Below are 16,515 nucleotides of genomic sequence, written 5' to 3'. Positions count from 1 at the left end.
ATCAAGTTCGTAGCCATCCGAGCCATCCTCGTCCCGGAGCCCGGAGCCCGGAGCCCGGAGCCCGGAGCCCGGAGCCCGGAGCCCGGAGCCCGCTCAGTCCAGGCCGATCGGGCCCTCGCGGGGACCCTCGGCGGAGGCCGGCTGGACGGCCAGCGACGGGAAGTCGGCCAGCTCGCCCGCCGGCTCGGCGTCCCACTCGGGGAAGACCAGCGGGCTCTGCAGGTAGAGGCAGAGCAGCTGGGCCAGGTGGCGCAGCCCGTCGAGGTGGGTGCGCTCGTGCCCGTGGGTGGCGTCCACGCCGAAGCCGAGCAGCGCCACCCGGGCGTGCGCGCCCGCCTCGACTGCGGCCGCCACATCCGACCGGTAGTAGTCGAACACGTCCCGGACCAGGTCGACGCCGTGCTCCCGGGCGATCGACGCCAGGTTGCGGGTGAGGTGGTAGTCGAACGGACCGACCCCGTCGCCCATGGCCAGGGTGGCCGCGTCCTCCCGGGACTGCTGCCCCGGGGCGACCACCGCCGCGTCCACCGAGACGATCTCCGCCACGTCCGGGTCGAGGCCGTGGCTGGCCCCGTGCCCGAGCTCCTCGGTGACGGTGACCAGCAGGTGCGCGGTCACCGCCGGGGTGACGCCCGCGTCGACCAGCGCCTTGAACGCGGTCAGCACGGCGGCCACGCCGGCCTTGTCGTCCAGGTGGCGGGACTTGACGTAGCCGCTCGGGGTGATCGCCGGGTTGGCCAGGAGCGCGACGAAGTCGCCCGCATCGATGCCGAGCGCCCGCAGACCGGCGGCGTCGGCGACCGGCTCGTCCACCCGTACCTCGACCAGCTCCCAGCCGACGCCCTGCAGGTCGACCGCCTCGTTGTAGCGATGCCCGCTGGCCTTCAGCGGCAGCACCTGGCCGGTGATCACCCGGTCCAGGTCGTCGGTGAAGATCCGGACCTGGGCGCCCTCGGCGAACCGGGCGCTGTGCGTCCCGATCGGCTTCAGCTCCAGCCGGCCGTTGCACTTGAGCCGCTTCACCATGCCGCCGATGGTGTCGGTGTGCACCACGATCGCCCGGTCGGCGCCGGTCGCCCGGGGCCGGGGAGGCTGGCGCTGAGCGCCCCGCGCCGGGTCAGCGTGGAGCCGATGCCGAGCGCGGCGAGCCGTTCGCCCACGTACTGCTGGATGTGGTCGGTACGTCCCGCCGGGCTGGGAATCTCCAACAGCTCCACCAGCACCTGGCGCAGGTAGTCGAGGTCGAGCGGCAGCGGCGCCGGGCTCACGGGGCGCCTCCCGTGCCGGACGGCGACCAGAGCCGCTGCGGCGCCCGGGTGCCGGGGAAGAGCAGGTCCACGAAGCGTTCGGCGGTGGGCTGCGGCTCGTGGTTGGCCAGGCCGGGCCGTTCGTTCGCCTCGATGAACACGTGCTCCGGCCGGTCGGGGGCGGGCACCAGCAGGTCCAGCCCGGTCACCGGGATGTCCAGCGCCCGACTGGCCGCCACGCACGCCTCGGCGATCGCCGGGTGCAGCTCGGCGGTGACGTCGTGGATGGTGCCGCCGGTGTGCAGGTTGGCGGTCCGGCGTACGGTGAGCACCCGCCCCTCGGGGAGCACGTCGTGCATCCGGTAGCCCGCCTCGGCCACCACCTCCCGGGTCATGTCGTCGACCGGGATGCGGGATTCGCCGCCGGTGGCGGCGGCCCGCCGCCGGCTCTGCCGCTCGATCAGTTCGGTGACGTCGTGCAGCCCGTCCCCGGTGATCTGGGCGGGCCGGCGTACGGCCGCGGCCACCACGTCGTGGTCGATGACGACCACCCGCAGGTCCTCGCCCTCGCGGAGCTCCTCGATCAGCACGTCCGGGCAGAACCGCCGGGCCAGCGCGACCGCCGCGGCGAGCGCCTCGGGCATACGCACCCCGACGGTGATGCCGTTGCCCTGCTCGCCACGGGCCGGCTTGACCACCACCGGGCCGACGTCCGTCAGGAAGGCCAGGTCGTCGGCGTCGCCGGTGGCGGTGCAGCCACGCGGCACGGAGAGCCCCGCCTGGGTAAGGATCCGCCGCGTCACCCGCTTGTCGTCGCAGCGGCTCATCGCCACCGCCGAGGTCAGCTCGGACAGCGACTCCCGGGTGTGTACGGTCCGGCCGCCGCTGGTCAGCCTCAGCTCACCCCAGCGCGGGTCGGTGACCTCCACCCGGATGCCACGCCGCATCGCCTCGTCGGCCACGATCTTCGCGTACGGGTTGAGTTCGTCGTACCCCTCCGGGGTGGCGGGCAGGAAGAGCCGCTCGTTGATCGGGTTCTTCCGCTTCACACAGAGCGTCCCGGTGCGGTGGAAGCCCAGCCGCTCGTAGAGCCGGATCGCCCCCGAGTTCTCGGCCAGCACTGACAGGTCCACGAACGCCCGGCCCCGCTCGTCGAGCCGGTCGGCGAGCGCGGTGAGCAGGGACTGACCGGTGCCGGGCGGCGCGGTGTTGAAGTCCACGGTCAGGCACCAGAGGCTGGCGCCCCGCTCGGGGTCGGCGAAGACCGCGACGTGGTCCACGCCGGTGATGGTGCCGACCACCTCGCCGGTGGCCGCCTCGGCGACCAGGTGCAGGAACCGGTCGCTGGCGGCGTTGGCGACCAGCACCTCGACCGGGGCGGTGACCATGCCGTTGCGGGCGTAGATCCGGTTCACCGCGTCCGCGTCGTCGGCGTCTCGCAGCGGCCGGATGGTCAGGCCGGAGACCGCGCCGCTCGCGGCGGCGGCCGGCCGGCGTTCGCCGAGCGGCAGCCGGTAGGTCAGCGACGGGTCGATGAACAACTCGTCCGGCAGCCGGGAGACCAGCACGTGCGGGTCGCGCAGGTAGATGCAGATGTCCCGGGCGCCGACCGCCTCGGAACGCAGCACGTCGGCGACGTCGACCTGCTCGCCGAAGGTCTGCCCGAAGACCAGCCGGCCCCAGCCGCAGTCCAGCACCACCCCGTTCGAGCTGGTCTCGTCGCGCGGCTCGGGGGTGCCGGGGGCGACCGGGTCGCCGCCCGGTCCGACGCGTTCCCGGCGGCGACCCAGCATCCGTTCCCGGTCGGTACGGGCCGTGCCGGTGGCGAGGGTGTCGGTCACGGTCAGTCGATTCCGTGGCTCTGGAGCCACATTTCCAGGAGTCCGAGTTGCCACAGCTTGTTTCCGTTCAACGGGGTCAGTTCGGCGTTCGGGTCGGCGAGCAGTGCGTCGACGTACTCCGCGCGGAACAGGTCGCGGCGCCGGGCCTCGGGCGCGGTGAGGGCGTCGCGTACCCGGTCGAGGAGCTTGCCCTCGAGATGGGTGAGGCCCGGCACCGGGAAGTAGCCCTTCGGGCGGTCGATGACCTCGTGGGGGAGGAGCCGCCGGCCGATCTCCTTGAGCACGCCCTTGCCGCCCTGGGCCAGCTTCAGCTCCGGCGGGCAGCTCGCGGCCAGCGCCACGAACTCGTGGTCGAGGAACGGCACCCGGGCCTCCAGCCCGTGCGCCATGGTCATGTTGTCCACCCGCTTCACCGGGTCGTCGGTCAGCATGACCTGGGTGTCGATCCGCAGGCCGGCGTCGATCGCGGTCTGCGCGCCGGGCCGGGCCAGGTGCGCGGCGACGAACTCCCGCGCCGGGTCGCCGCCGACCAGCCACGCCGGGGTGAGCACCCGGGCCAGGCCGGCCGCGTCGCGGTCGAAGAAGGCCTTCGCGTACGTCTCGAGCGCCCGCTCGCGGTCGACCCCGGCGAGCGGCGGATACCAGTGGTAGCCGCCCAGGATCTCGTCCGCGCCCTGGCCGGACTGGACCACCTTGACGTGCCGGGCCACCTCCTGGCTGAGCAGCCAGAACGCCACGCAGTCGTGGCTGACCATGGGTTCGCTCATCGCCGCGACGGCGGCCTCCAGCGGCGGCACCAGGTCGCCGGTGGGCACCCTGATCTGGTGGTGGCCGGTGTCGAAGGTCCTGGCGACCAGGTCGGAGTAGACGAACTCGTCACCCGGCCGGCCGCCGACCGCGTCGAAGCCGATCGAGAAGGTGGCCAGGCCAGACTGTCCCTCGCCCGCGAGGAGCGCGACCACGAGGCTGGAATCCAGCCCGCCGGAGAGCAGCACGCCCACCGGCACGTCGGCCACCATCCGCCGGCGTACCGCGGTGGTCAGCGACTCCAGCAGCGCGTCCTGCCAGTCCCGCGCCGACCAACCGGCCCGCTCGGCGGCCCGGGTGAAGGACGGATCCCAGTAGACCCGCTCGTGGCGGGAGCCGTCCGGCTCGTACACCCGGACGGTGGCCGGGGGCAGCTTGGTGACGCCGCGGAGGATGGTCCGCGGCGGCGGCACGATGCTGTGGAAGCTCAGGTAGTGGGCCAGCGCCACCGGGTCGATCGAGGTGTCCACGCCACCGCCGGCCAGCAGCGCCGGCAGGGTGCTGGCGAAGCGGACCACACCCGGGGCCTCGGCCAGATAGAGCGGCTTGATGCCGAGGCGGTCCCGGGCCAGCACCAGCCGCCCGCTGTCCCGCTCGCTGATCGCCACCGCGAACATGCCGACCAGATGGTCGACGAATTCGAGCCCCCACTCGGCGTACGCCTTGACCACGACCTCGCTGTCGCCGGAGGAGAAGAAGCGGTGCCCCCTGGCCTGCAACTCCGCCCGCAGCTCGCGGTAGTTGTAGATGCAGCCGTTGAAGACGCCGGTGAGGCCGGCGGCGGCGTCGACCAGGGGCTGGCCGCTCGCGGCGGACAGGTCGATGATCTTCAGGCGACGGTGCCCCAGGGCGATCGGGCCCTGCGACCAGATCCCGTTGTCGTCCGGTCCTCGGTCACTCATGGTGGCCGCCATCCGCTCCACCGCCGCGACATCGGCGCGTGAACCGTCATGACGGAACTCCCCAGCCAGTCCGCACATGCCGGGCAATGCTGCCAGAGGTCGGCCCAGCTCGCCTGTTGAGCTGATGTCCGGGGAGTCTGGTCTTTGCTAAGATGCGCGGCCGCTCCTCGGTGGGGCGCAGGCCGTGCCCGTATTTCGCGCCGGGCCCGGTCGGCTGACCGGAGTGAGCCGGGCCCACGGTGTGACAAACACCGCAGGCCCGGAAACGGACACCCGGTCGATCAACCGGCGGTACGGGCCACGCCCACCGGGCAGCTGAGCCCGTTCGGGCCGTGGTTGCAGTACCCGCCCGGGTTCTTGGTCGGGGCCAGGTACTGCTGGTGGTAGTCCTCGGCGAAGTAGTAGTCACCGAGCCGGGCGATCTCCGTGGTGATCTCGCCCTTGCCGGCCCGCGCCACGATCGGCGCGAACGCGTCCCGGGACGCCTGCGCCGTGGCGAGCTGCTCGTCCGTGGTGGCGTAGATCGCCGAACGGTACTGGGTCCCGACGTCGTTGCCCTGGCGCATGCCCTGGGTCGGGTCGTGGTTCTCCCAGAAGACCTTCAGCAGGTCCTCGTAGCTGATCCGGCTGGGGTTGTAGACCACCTGGACCACCTCGGCGTGCCCGGTCATCCCCGAGCAGACCTCCTCGTAGGTCGGGTTCGGGGTGTAGCCACCCGCGTAGCCGGCCGAAGTGGTGATCACGCCCGGGAGGGTCCAGAACAGCCGCTCGGCACCCCAGAAGCAACCCATCCCGAACACGGCGACCTGCGCGCCCTCGGGGAACGGGCCCTTGAGCGAGGACGGCAGCACCTCGTGCCGGTCGGAGATCGGCATCGCGATGGCGCGGCCCGGCAGGGCCTGGTCGGGAGAGATCATCTCGGCCTTCATGCGGCGAAGGAACACGGTGGGACTCCTCTCTTGGCTTTCCCAGCCTGTGCAACACCGCCGGGCCCCGCTTCCTTACCCGCCCGTCCCGCGGTCAGGCCAGGGCGGCGGCGATCCGGTCGGCGTACTCCTGGGCCTCCGTGTCGTCGGTGTAGCGGGTCCGCGGCCAGAAGAAGCCGCGCAACCCGTCGCCCTTCGTCCGGGGCACCACGTGGGTGTGCAGGTGCGGGACGGACTGGGACACCTTGTTGTTGACCGCCACGAACGTCCCACCGGACCCCAGCCCGGTCTCCACCGCCACGATGAGCCGCTGCACCAGCCGGAAGTAGCCCGGGATCGCCTCGGTCGGCAGCGTGTCGAGGGTGACCAGGTGGGTGCGCGGCACCACCAGCACGTGCCCCTTGAAGACCGGCCGGGTGTCCAGGAACGCCACCCCGTCCGGCTCGTCGGCGACGGTGAACGCGGGCACCTCGCCCGCCACGATCCCGCAGAACACGCACCCGCTCACCCGGCCAGGGTAGGCGCTCCGGCGGACGGCCGACTCGCGCCCGGGTTCCATCCGATGGGACGGGTGGGCGGACTAACGTCTCGGGAATGAGTCACGGCTTCGAGACGCTCGCCATCCACGCCGGTCAGGACCCGGAGGCCCGCACCGGCGCGGTGATCCCGCCGATCTACCAGACCAGCACCTACGCCCAGGACGCCGTCGGCGCGCCCCGGCAGGGCTACGAATACAGCCGATCCGGCAACCCCACCCGCGACGCGCTCCAGGAGTGCCTGGCCGCGCTGGAGGGCGGGCCGGTGGGGCTCGCCTTCGCCAGCGGCCTGGCCGCCGAGGACACCCTGCTGCGCACGGTCTGCAAGCCGGGCGACCACGTGGTGATCCCGGACGACGCGTACGGCGGCACCTACCGGCTCTTCGCCCGGGTCGCCGAGCGCTGGGGGCTGACGTACACCCCGGCGAAGGTCTCCGACCCGGACGCCGTTCGGGCCGCGATCCGCCCCGGCGCCACGAAGATCATCTGGGTGGAGACGCCCACCAATCCGTTGCTCGGCATCGCCGACATCGCCACCCTGGCCGCTGTCGCGCACGACGCCGACGCGCTGCTGGTGGTCGACAACACCTTCGCGTCGCCGTACCTCCAGCAGCCGATCGCGCACGGAGCCGACGTGGTGGTCCACTCCACCACCAAGTACATCGGCGGACACTCCGACGTGGTCGGTGGCGCGCTGGTCGTCGCCGACAGCGGGCTCGGCGACGAGTTGCGCTACCACCAGAACGCGATGGGCGCGGTCAACGGGCCGTTCGACGCCTGGCTCACCCTGCGCGGCATCAAGACCCTCGGCGTACGCATGGACCGGCACTGCGACAACGCCGAGCGGATCGCGGCCTACCTGGACGGTCACGCCAAGGTCGGCCAGGTCATCTACCCCGGCCTGCCCGCGCACCCCGGGCACGAGGTGGCCGCCAAGCAGATGCGCCGGTTCGGCGGCATGATCTCCTTCCGCGCCGCGGGCGGCGAGGAGCACGCCGTGGAGATCTGCAACCGGGCCAAGCTCTTCGTGCTCGCCGAGTCGCTCGGCGGCGTCGAGTCCCTGATCGAACACCCGGGACGGATGACACACGCGAGCGCTGCCGGCTCGCCGCTTGAAGTTCCCGGCGATCTCGTGCGACTGTCTGTCGGCATCGAGACGGTCGACGACCTGCTCGCCGATCTGGAGCAGGCACTGGGCTGACCGCTGGCTGGGGAGGATGGCCGTGCCGGAGATCATGCCGACGACCTGGGTGGGGGCGACCGCCAAGCAGATCGCCCGCGGCGTACGCCGGGGTGACGTCTCCGCCACCCAGGTCGTGGCCGACCACCTCGACCACATCGCCCGCGCCGACGCCGACCTCGCCGCGTTCCGCACGGTACGCGGCGGGGAGGCGATCACCGAGGCGGAGAAGGTCGACGAGCAGGAGGACCTGGCCAACCTCCCGCTGGCCGGGGTGCCGGTCGCGGTCAAGGAGAACACCCCGGTGGCCGGCCTGCCCACCTGGAACGGCTCCGCCGCCGTGCGTACCCCGGTGGCGGAGGCCGACCACGAGGTGGTCCGGCGGTTGCGCGGCGCGGGCGCGGTGATCCTCGGGGTGACCCGGATGCCGGAGCTCGGCCTCTGGGCAGTCACCGACGACGAGACCGCGGTGACCCGGAACCCGTGGGATTTGCGGCGTACCCCGGGCGGCTCGTCCGGCGGCGCCGCCGCCGCGGTCGCCGCCGGCCTGGTGCCGATGGCGCACGGCAACGACGGCCTCGGCTCGATCCGCATCCCGGCCGCGTGCTGCGGCCTGGTCGGGCTCAAGCCCGGCCGGGGCGTGATCCCCTACCAGCTCGGCGCGGACGACTGGTTCGGCCTCGCCGAGCACGGCGTGCTGACCGGCACGGTCGCCGATGCGGTGGTCGGCTTCTCGGTGCTGGCCGGCCGCCGCCCCGACAAGCTGGTGCCGCCGCAGCGGCTGCGGGTGGGCGTCTCGCTGCGCTCGCCGGTCCGCGGCGTCTCGCCGGACGCGCCCAACCGGGACGCGGTGGCCGCCGCCGGCCGGCTGCTGGCCGCCGCCGGGCACGACACCGTCCCCGCCGAGCCGGTCTACCCGACCTCGCTCGGCCTCAAGGGACTCGCCACCTGGTTCGCCGCGGCCGCCGCCGACGCGCAGGCCGCCGGGCTCCAGCGCAGCGGACTCCAGCGGCGCAGCCGCCGGCATGTCGCGCTCGGCGAATGGGCGCAGCGTCGGGGATACGTCCGCGCGGCGGACCGGATCGCCTGGCGCGAGCGTTCGGTGAACTTCTTCGCCGACCACTCGGTCGACCTGCTGCTCACCCCGGCGCTGGCCGGCCCGCCGCCGGAGGCCGGGGGCTGGTCCGGCCGGTCCTGGCTGGCCAACATGAAGGCCAACATCCGGTACGCCCCGTACGCCGCGCCGTGGAACATCGCCGGGCTGCCGGCGATCGTGGTGCCGGTCGGCCGCCGCCCGGACGGCCTGCCCGTCGCCGTGCAGTTCATCGGCCCGCCCGGCTCGGAGCTGCTGCTGCTCGGCGTCGCCGGCCAGTTCGAGATGCAGGCGCCGTGGCAGCGACACGCCCCCGACTACCCCCGGATCGGCACGGGGTCGCCGGCCCACGCTTGATCGTTTAGCGTGTGCGCACCCACGCACCCCTGGACGGTCATCCATGCGCTGCCACACCTGCGGGGACGAGACGTCTCCCAGCGACAACGAGTGCCAGAACTGCCACACCCCACACGGCCAGCCCGCCGTAACCCCGGGCGTGCCGACCTACTCGGTGCGGGGCGTCGGCCTGGCCGCCTCGATCGCGGTCGGTGCGACCGCGCTGCTCTACCTGGTGGTGGCGCTCTTTCCGCTGGTCGGTGCCGCCCTGGCCGGGCGCGCGAGGGAGAGCCAGGACCCGGACGTGCTGCTCGGCGCGGTGCTGATCGAGGTGGTGCTCTCGCTGCCGTTCCTGCTGGCCTACCTGACCGCCGCCGTGCTGGTGATCGTCTGGACCTGGCGGGCCCGGAAGAACCTGGACGCCTTCCCGGGTGCGCTGCCCCACCTCGGCGCCGGCTGGGCGATCGCCGGCTGGCTGGTGCCGTTCGCCAACTTCGTGGTGCCCGCCCGGGTGGTCGCCAACCTCGCCCGGGACAGCCTCTGGAAGCGGTTCACCCCCGGGCTGGTCTTCGTCTGGTGGGTGGCGTGGCTGGCCTTCAGCTTCGGGGAGCGCCTGGTCAGCCGGCGCGACGACCAGGCGTACGGCCGGCTGCCCGAGCAGCCCATGTTCGACACCGAGTTCAAGTGGTACGCCGACTACTACCGGGAGGCGCTGGGGTGGCACCTGATCCCGCTGGTCGCCTGCCTGGTCGCCGCGGGGTCGCTGATCGTGCTGATCCGGCGGATCTCCACCGCCCAGGAACAGCGGATCGCCCTCGGCCGGCCGGCCTGGCCCGCCCACCCCGGCTGGCCGGCGCCCGGCGCGCCGCAGGGCTACGCCTATCCGGCGCAGCCGGTCACCGGGCCGCCGCCGCAGGGGTGACCGATCCGACGGTGGCGTCGCCGCAGGTTCCGCCGGGGGCGGGTGGCACGATCGGGGCATGACGGAACTGGTCGGTCTCGCCGACGTACGGGCCGCGCGGGAACTGCTCGCCGGCGTCACCCGCACCACCCCGCTGGAGCCCTCCCGGCCGCTCAGCGCCGCGCTCGGCGGGCCGGCATGGCTGAAGTGCGAGAACGTGCAACGCGCCGGGTCGTACAAGGTGCGCGGGGCGTACGTGCGGATCTCGCGGCTGTCGGCGGAGGAGCGGGAACGCGGCGTGGTCGCGGCGAGCGCCGGCAACCACGCGCAGGGGGTGGCGCTCGCCGCCGGCCTGGTCGGCACCCACGCCACCGTCTTCATGCCGGTGAACGCGCCGCTGCCCAAGGTGGCGGCCACCAAGGGGTACGGCGCCACGGTCGAGTTGGTCGGCAACACGGTGGACGAGTCGCTGGTGGCGGCGCAGACCTTCGCCGAGCGGACCGGGGCCGTGTTCATCCACCCGTTCGACCACCCGGACGTCATCGCCGGCCAGGGCACGGTGGCGCTGGAGATCCTCGAACAGTGCCCGGACGTGAAGACCATCGTCACTGGGGTGGGTGGTGGCGGTCTGATCTCCGGCATCGCGGTGGTGGCCAAGGCGCTGCGTCCCGACGTACGGGTGATCGGGGTCCAGGCGGCCACCGCCGCCGCCTTCCCGCCCTCGCTCAAGGCCGGTGAGCCGGTCCGCCTGTCGTCGTTCTCGACGATCGCCGACGGCATCGCCGTCGGCCGTCCCGGCGAGCTGACCTTCACCCACGTCCGCAAGCTGGTCGACGACGTCGTCACGGTCTCCGAGGAGGACATCTCCCGGGCCCTGCTGATGCTGCTGGAACGCGGCAAGCAGGTGGTGGAGCCGGCCGGCGCGGTCGGCGTGGCCGCGCTGCTGGCCGGGGTGGTCCAGGTGGAGGCACCGGTGGTGGCGGTGCTCTCCGGCGGCAACATCGACCCGCTGCTCATGCTCCGGGTGATCGAGCACGGCCTGGCGGCGGCCGGCCGCTATCTGCGCGTGACCGTCCGTTGCACGGACCGGCCGGGTCAGCTCGCCTCGCTGCTGCACGAGATCGCCGAGCACCGGGCCAACGTGGTCGACGTGGAACACCAGCGGGCCAACCCGCACCTGCGCCTCGGCGAGGTGGAGGTGGCGCTGTCGGTGGAGACCCGCGGCGTGGAGCACTCGGACACGCTGATCAGCGCCCTGCGGGCCAGCGGCTACCAGGTGGTGTTCGCCGGCGAGTCGTGATCTCGGTCCGGGGGCTGAGAAGACGCGACCGCCCCGGCCGGTGGGCCGGGGCGGTCGAAGGTGGCTCGGGTCCGAGGAGCCTGTCAGCCTCGGTCGGGTCGGACCCGAGCCGTCCGGCGCGGGTCCGGTTGGCTCTTAGCCGGAGAACGGCTCGAACTTGACGACAGTCACCTTGATGTCGGCGCCGCTCGGCGCCGTGTAGGTGCAGGTCTGGCCCGCCTTACCGCCCAGGATCGCCTTGCCGAGCGCGGACTCGGGGCTGTAGACGGTCAGGTCGGTCGTGGAGGCGATCTCCCGGGAGCCGAGCAGGAAGGTCTCGGTGTCGTCGGCGTCGTCGTCGAAGTAGATCGTCACGACCATGCCGGGCGACACGGCGTCGGCCGTCGGCGCCTCGCCGACCTTGGCGGTGCGGAGCAGCTCCTTCAGATAGAGGATGCGGCCCTCCGCCTTGCCCTGCTCTTCGCGGGCGGCGTGGTAGCCCCCGTTCTCCCGCAGGTCGCCCTCCTCCCGCCGGGCGTTGATTTCGGCGGCGATGACCGGCCGGTTGGCGATCAGCTCATCGAGCTCGGCCTGCAGGCGGTCGAAAGCGTCCTGGGACAGCCAGGTGGCGGGCGCCTCGTTGCCATTGGTGGACACAGGCGTTCTCCTCGGTTGGTGCGGACTGGCTGACAGGTGAACTATCAAGTTACCAGTGCCGGACCGATCCGGGTGTCGACGATCACGACGGGTGCCGGTGACGGGACCCGCCGTAGGGGTTCGAGCAGGTGGGAGCGGGCGGCTCAGCCGGCCGGCCGGCAGCGCAGGACCTCGCCGATGAACGGGCGGGCGGTGGTGGGCACCTCGTGCCGGGTGGTGACGTGTCGCTCACCGGGACGGGCGGCCACGGTGGCCTCGACGCGACCCACCTCGGCGCCGTCGTGCGCGCGGGCTCGCAGCACGCAGGTCGCCGAGCCGCCCGGGGGCACGGTGACCCGGAAGTCGACGACCACCCGCGAGTCGGTGATTCCGGTGTACGTGATCATCTGGGCCCGGTAGTCGGGGTCGCCGTACTGGGCGTAGAGCTTGGTGGCGGCCAGCCCGAGCACCGCCAGCAGGACGGCCGCGGACAGGGCCAGCAGGAGCGGACGGCGGCGCCCCGGCTCCCGGCGACGGCCGTAGCGGCCGGGCGGGAAGACCGGCGTACCCGGTGCGATTGTGGCGTGCGTCTCGCTCACCGGCGGGTATCTCCTGGCGTTGTTGTCGTGGGCATCGGCAAGAATGGCAGAGTCCATCTTCCCAGCCCGGGCACTCAACCAAGGATGGCAGGTCGGCGGGGCCGCCGACCGGCCGGTACGGGTTTCCGCGGGCACGGGGGGAGATTCCGGCAGGTCAGCCGGTCGACCCCGACGGGTCCGGCCGGTCGGCACAGACGAGGAGCACCGAAGGTGGCAGAGCAACTGCGTCTGATGGCCGTGCACGCCCATCCCGACGATGAGTCGAGCAAGGGCGCCGCGACCATGGCGAAATACGTCGCCGAGGGGGTGGATGTCCTGGTCGTGACCTGCACCGGCGGCGAGCGCGGCAGCGTGCTCAACCCCAAGATGGACCGGCCGGACGTCTGGGCCAACATCGGCGAGATCCGCCGCGCCGAGATGGACGCGGCCCGGGCGATTCTCGGCGTCGAGCAGGCCTGGCTGGGCTTCGTCGACTCCGGGCTGCCCGAGGGCGACCCGCTGCCGCCGCTGCCGGAGGGCTGCTTCGCCCTCCAGGACGTCGAGGTGGCCGCCGCGCCGCTGGTGCGGCTGATGCGCCAGTTCCGTCCGCACGTCGTCACCACGTACGACGAGGAGGGCGGCTACCCGCACCCCGACCACATCATGACCCACAAGGTGACCGTCGCCGCGTTCGAGGCGGCCGGCGACCCGGATCGCCACCCGGACCTCGGCGAGCCGTGGCAGCCGCTGAAGCTCTACTACGACATCGGCTTCTCCCGCGGCAAGATCATGGCCCTGCACGAGGCGATGCTCGCCGCCGGGCTCGAGTCGCCGTACGAGGACTGGCTCAAGCGCTGGGAGGATCGCCCGGACAAGGGGCCGCGGATCACCACCCGGGTGGAGTGCGCGGAATACTTCCCGGTGCGCGACGACGCCCTGCGCGCCCACGCCACCCAGATCGATCCCGACGGCTTCTGGTTCCACGTGCCGATGGAGCTCCAGCGGCGTGCCTGGCCGACCGAGGACTTCCAGCTCGCCCGCTCCCTGGTCGACAGCCCGCTGCCCGAGTCCGACCTCTTCGCCGGGGTCCGCGAGACGTGCGATGCCCACTGATCTCCCCGCGGGCTACCCTGGTCAGCAACCGCACATCGGAGGAACGCCATGTTGACCACCGCCCAGGTGCTCGCGGAGAACAACTTCGGTGACACCCGCACGGGTGGCCTGGCCGGTCCGATGGGCCTCTTCCTCATCGTGCTGCTGGCCATCGTCACCATCCTGCTGATCCGCAACATGAACGCCCGGCTGCGTCGACTGCCCGACCGCTTCCCGCAGCAGGCCGGTCCGGCCGACCGGGACCAGACCGATGCGACGGTCGCCGATCCGACAGACGGGATGGCCTCGCAGGAATCACCGACGAATGCTCCCAACGGCTCTCAGCAGCGCCGGAACGGGTAGTCGGCACGTGAATCACGTCGAAGCCGGTGGTCGCCCCCTGTTGCGACCACCGGCTTTGGCTTAGCCTTCCGCCGGGGGGACCGAAAGGCCCCAGCCGTGCGCGGAAGGGGGGCGCCGATGTCCATGGCAGCCGTGGCCGCCCACCGTGCCCTCGGACCGCCCGTGGACGGGGTGGGCCGGTGACCTCCGGCCGGGACGGTCACCCTCCGGAGCGGTGGGGCCTGCGCGGCACCCCCTCCGGGGTGCTTCTGCTGACCTGTGCCGTCGCGGTGACCGCCCTGGTGGCCGCCGTGCTCGGCCTCACCGTGCCCGCGTCCCTCCCGGCGGGCAACCCGCTGCCGGCCCCCGCCCGGTTCGGCATCGCGGTCGCCGCGTTCGCCGTCGCCCAGCTCGCCCGCCTGCGCTTCCGGACCGCAGCCGGGATGGTCAGCATCACCTGGGGCGAGGCGGCCCTCATCGTCTGCCTCTATCTCGTACCGGCCGGGTGGCTGCCGGCCGCGGCCCTGCTCGGCACCGGGGCCGCCTGGACCGCGATGTCCCTGCTCGCCGACCGCCGGCCGGTGCTGGAACTGGTCCGGATCGCCGGTTCGCTGACCGCCGCCACCGCGCTCGCGGCGGCGGTGGCCAGCGCGCTCGGCCAGCCGCTGCTCGCCGCGCCGACCCCCGAGCTGGCCCTCGCGCTGACCGCTGGCTCGGTCACCTACCTGCTCACCACCGCCTGGCTCGGCGCGGCCACCCTGGCGCTGCGGCACGGGGTGCCGATCGGGCCGCCGCTGCTCGCGGCGCTCCGGGGCAAGCTGCTCATGTTCGTCGGCAACGTGGCCGTCGGCCTGGTGGTGGTCGCGCTGCTGGAGATCGACGCCCGCTGGCTGCTGCTCCTGCCCCCGCCGCTGTGGCTGCTCCAGCAGACCTACCGCCACCGGCTCCGGTCTGACCAGGAACGGCGCACCTGGCGGGCGTTCGCCGAGGCCACCGCCGCGCTGAACCAGCTCGAGGAGCGGGGTGTGGCGACCGCCGCGGTGACCGGGGCGCTCACCCTCTTCGGCGCCGAGCTGGTCGAGGTGGACGTGGCCCGGGGCGACGGCCGGTGGCGGCGCTACCGGGCGGACACCGGCGGCCAGGTACGCGACCGCGAGGTGCCGCCCCCGGCGCCTACCGAGTCGAGCGATCACGAGTTGATCCGGCCGCTGACCGTGGGCAGCGCCGCGGTGGGCCAGCTGCGGGTCCTGTTTCCCCGGTCGGCCCCGCCCAGCGCCCGGGAGCGGGACGCCGTCGCCGCGTTCGGCGACGCCCTGGCCGCCGCCCTGCACGACGCGGCGACCCACCGCGAGCTGCGGCTGGTCACCGCCCGGTCGTCGTACGAGGCGGTGCACGACCAGCTCACCGGGCTGTTCAACCGCGCCGCCCTGCTCACCAAGGGCGACCAGACGCTGCGGCAGCTCGCCCACGACCACCCGGTGGCGCTGCTGCTGCTCGACGTCAACCAGTTCAAGGAGGTCAACGACACGCTCGGGCACGCGGCCGGGGACCAGCTGCTGCGGCTGACCGCCAACCGGCTGGCCGCCCTGGCCCGCCCCGGTGACCTGCTCGGCCGGCTCGGCGGCGACGAGTTCGCCCTGCTGCTGACCGAGGTGCCGGTGGTCGACGACCGGACCGCCCCGCTGGCGTACGCGCTGCGCCAGGCCCGGGAGATCGCCGAGCGGCTCGCCACCCCGACGGAGGTGGCGGGCGTCCGAATGTCCGTCGAGGTGGCGGTCGGGGTGGTGGTCGCCGACGCGGGCACCGCGGACCTGACCGAGCTGCTGCGCCGGGCCGACATCGCCATGTACCAGGCGAAGGAGGGCGGCGGCAGCGTCGCCGCGTACGACAGCTCCCGGGACGCGGCGAGCACCGACCACCTGGCGCTCCTCGCGGAGCTGCGGGAGGCCTTGGAGGCCGACGACCAGCTGGTGCTGGCGTTGCAGCCGGCGGTGGACCTGGCCACCGGCGCCCCGACCGGGGTGGAGGCGTTGATCCGCTGGCGGCATCCGCGGCGGGGTTGGCTCGGGCCGGCCGACTTCATCCGCCCGGTGGAGAACAGCGAGCAGCTTGGCAGCTTCACGCGGTACGTGCTGGACAAGGCGCTGGGGGTGGCCGCCGAGTGGGCCCGGGCGGGCCTGGACGTGCCGATCTCGGTCAACCTGTCGGCGCGCAGCCTGCTCGATCCGCGGCTGCCGGCGGAGATCGGCGAGGCGTTGCGCCGGCACCAGGTTCCGCCGCACCGGCTGGTCCTGGAGATCACCGAGACGGTGGTGATGAGCGAGCTGGAGGTCATCGACGAGGTGCTCGCCATGCTGCGGTCCATGGGGGTGCAGCTCGCCGTCGACGACTTCGGCACCGGCTTCTCGTCGCTGACCTTCCTGACCCGGATCGCCGTCGACGAACTCAAGGTCGACCGCTCCTTCGTGATCCGGATGGCCGACTCGCCGGAGGCGGCGGCGATCGTCCGGACCACCGTCGGGCTCGCCCACGAGCTGGGCCTGCGGGTGGTGGCCGAGGGCGTGGAGACGGCCGAGCAGCGGACCGCGCTGGCCGAGCTGGGCTGCACCGCCGCCCAGGGTTACCACTTCTTCAAGCCGATGCCGGCGGAGAAGATCGGGGCGGTGCTGGGCTCGCTGCTCGACACCGCCCGCGGCAACGTTCTCCCGCTGCGCGCCGACGGCGCCTCCTGACGGCTCGTCGACACGGAGTCGCGCATCGGCGACATTGGACGGGACAGCGCTACGGCGGCGCGATCACTACCCTCGGTACGGGCGCGC

At 73.1% G+C, this 16,515-nt stretch carries 13 protein-coding genes and 1 pseudogene; 7 read left to right on the top strand and 7 right to left on the bottom strand.

The window, feature by feature from the left end; all coding sequences use genetic code 11:
- Positions 1-93 precede the first annotated feature (93 nt).
- The 5 genes and pseudogenes from FXF52_RS20525 to FXF52_RS20505 form a co-directional block, all read right to left on the bottom strand.
- Positions 94-1,298: pseudogene (locus FXF52_RS20525) on the bottom strand (osmoprotectant NAGGN system M42 family peptidase).
- Positions 1,265-3,088: an N-acetylglutaminylglutamine synthetase gene (gene ngg, locus FXF52_RS20520; protein ID WP_148798970.1), complete on the bottom strand. Its 1,824-nt coding sequence runs from the start codon at positions 3,086-3,088 to the stop codon at positions 1,265-1,267. The pseudogene FXF52_RS20525 and the gene ngg overlap by 34 nt, the downstream one beginning before the upstream one ends.
- Before the next feature lie 2 nt (positions 3,089-3,090).
- Complete coding sequence (locus tag FXF52_RS20515) at positions 3,091-4,875, bottom strand: N-acetylglutaminylglutamine amidotransferase (protein ID WP_148798967.1); 1,785 nt, start codon at positions 4,873-4,875, stop codon at positions 3,091-3,093.
- Positions 4,876-5,078: 203 nt separating this feature from the next.
- Positions 5,079-5,741, bottom strand: coding sequence for a peptide-methionine (S)-S-oxide reductase MsrA (gene msrA, locus FXF52_RS20510; RefSeq protein WP_148798965.1), 663 nt, complete (start codon positions 5,739-5,741; stop codon positions 5,079-5,081).
- A 76-nt stretch (positions 5,742-5,817) separates the two neighbouring features.
- On the bottom strand, positions 5,818-6,231 hold the full coding sequence (locus tag FXF52_RS20505; RefSeq protein WP_148798963.1) for an HIT family protein: 414 nt from the start codon (positions 6,229-6,231) through the stop codon (positions 5,818-5,820).
- 86 nt (positions 6,232-6,317) lie between these two features.
- Here FXF52_RS20505 and FXF52_RS20500 point away from each other — a divergent pair, with 86 nt between their 5' ends.
- The 4 genes from FXF52_RS20500 to ilvA are packed head-to-tail and all read left to right on the top strand — an operon-like array spanning position 6,318 to position 11,069.
- Positions 6,318-7,460: a cystathionine gamma-synthase gene (locus tag FXF52_RS20500; RefSeq protein ID WP_148798961.1), complete on the top strand. Its 1,143-nt coding sequence runs from the start codon at positions 6,318-6,320 to the stop codon at positions 7,458-7,460.
- 16 nt (positions 7,461-7,476) lie between these two features.
- On the top strand, positions 7,477-8,889 hold the full coding sequence (locus FXF52_RS20495) for an amidase (protein ID WP_148798959.1): 1,413 nt from the start codon (positions 7,477-7,479) through the stop codon (positions 8,887-8,889).
- A gap of 43 nt (positions 8,890-8,932) precedes the next feature.
- Positions 8,933-9,790 (top strand): DUF4328 domain-containing protein, encoded by an 858-nt coding sequence (locus tag FXF52_RS20490; protein WP_255472155.1) that lies wholly within the window; start codon positions 8,933-8,935, stop codon positions 9,788-9,790.
- Between the two features lie 58 nt (positions 9,791-9,848).
- Entirely contained in the window at positions 9,849-11,069 is a 1,221-nt protein-coding gene (gene ilvA, locus FXF52_RS20485; RefSeq protein ID WP_148798957.1) for a threonine ammonia-lyase, read from the top strand.
- Positions 11,070-11,204: 135 nt separating this feature from the next.
- Here ilvA and greA read toward each other — a convergent pair whose 3' ends face one another.
- Positions 11,205-11,705 (bottom strand): transcription elongation factor GreA, encoded by a 501-nt coding sequence (gene greA / locus FXF52_RS20480; protein WP_148798955.1) that lies wholly within the window; start codon positions 11,703-11,705, stop codon positions 11,205-11,207.
- Between the two features lie 143 nt (positions 11,706-11,848).
- On the bottom strand, positions 11,849-12,283 hold the full coding sequence (locus FXF52_RS20475; RefSeq protein ID WP_148798953.1) for a DUF4307 domain-containing protein: 435 nt from the start codon (positions 12,281-12,283) through the stop codon (positions 11,849-11,851).
- A 210-nt stretch (positions 12,284-12,493) separates the two neighbouring features.
- Here FXF52_RS20475 and mca point away from each other — a divergent pair, with 210 nt between their 5' ends.
- From mca to FXF52_RS20460, 3 genes are all read left to right on the top strand, one after another.
- Positions 12,494-13,375: a mycothiol conjugate amidase Mca gene (gene mca, locus FXF52_RS20470; RefSeq protein WP_148798951.1), complete on the top strand. Its 882-nt coding sequence runs from the start codon at positions 12,494-12,496 to the stop codon at positions 13,373-13,375.
- A 48-nt stretch (positions 13,376-13,423) separates the two neighbouring features.
- Positions 13,424-13,717, top strand: coding sequence for a hypothetical protein (locus FXF52_RS20465; RefSeq protein WP_148798949.1), 294 nt, complete (start codon positions 13,424-13,426; stop codon positions 13,715-13,717).
- A 221-nt stretch (positions 13,718-13,938) separates the two neighbouring features.
- Entirely contained in the window at positions 13,939-16,428 is a 2,490-nt protein-coding gene (locus FXF52_RS20460) for a bifunctional diguanylate cyclase/phosphodiesterase (protein ID WP_255472166.1), read from the top strand.
- Positions 16,429-16,515: the final 87 nt, after the last annotated feature.

The organism is Micromonospora sp. MP36, from assembly GCF_008119785.1.
Lineage (GTDB): Bacteria > Actinomycetota > Actinomycetes > Mycobacteriales > Micromonosporaceae > Micromonospora.
This window is presented reverse-complemented; position numbering and strand designations above follow the sequence as displayed.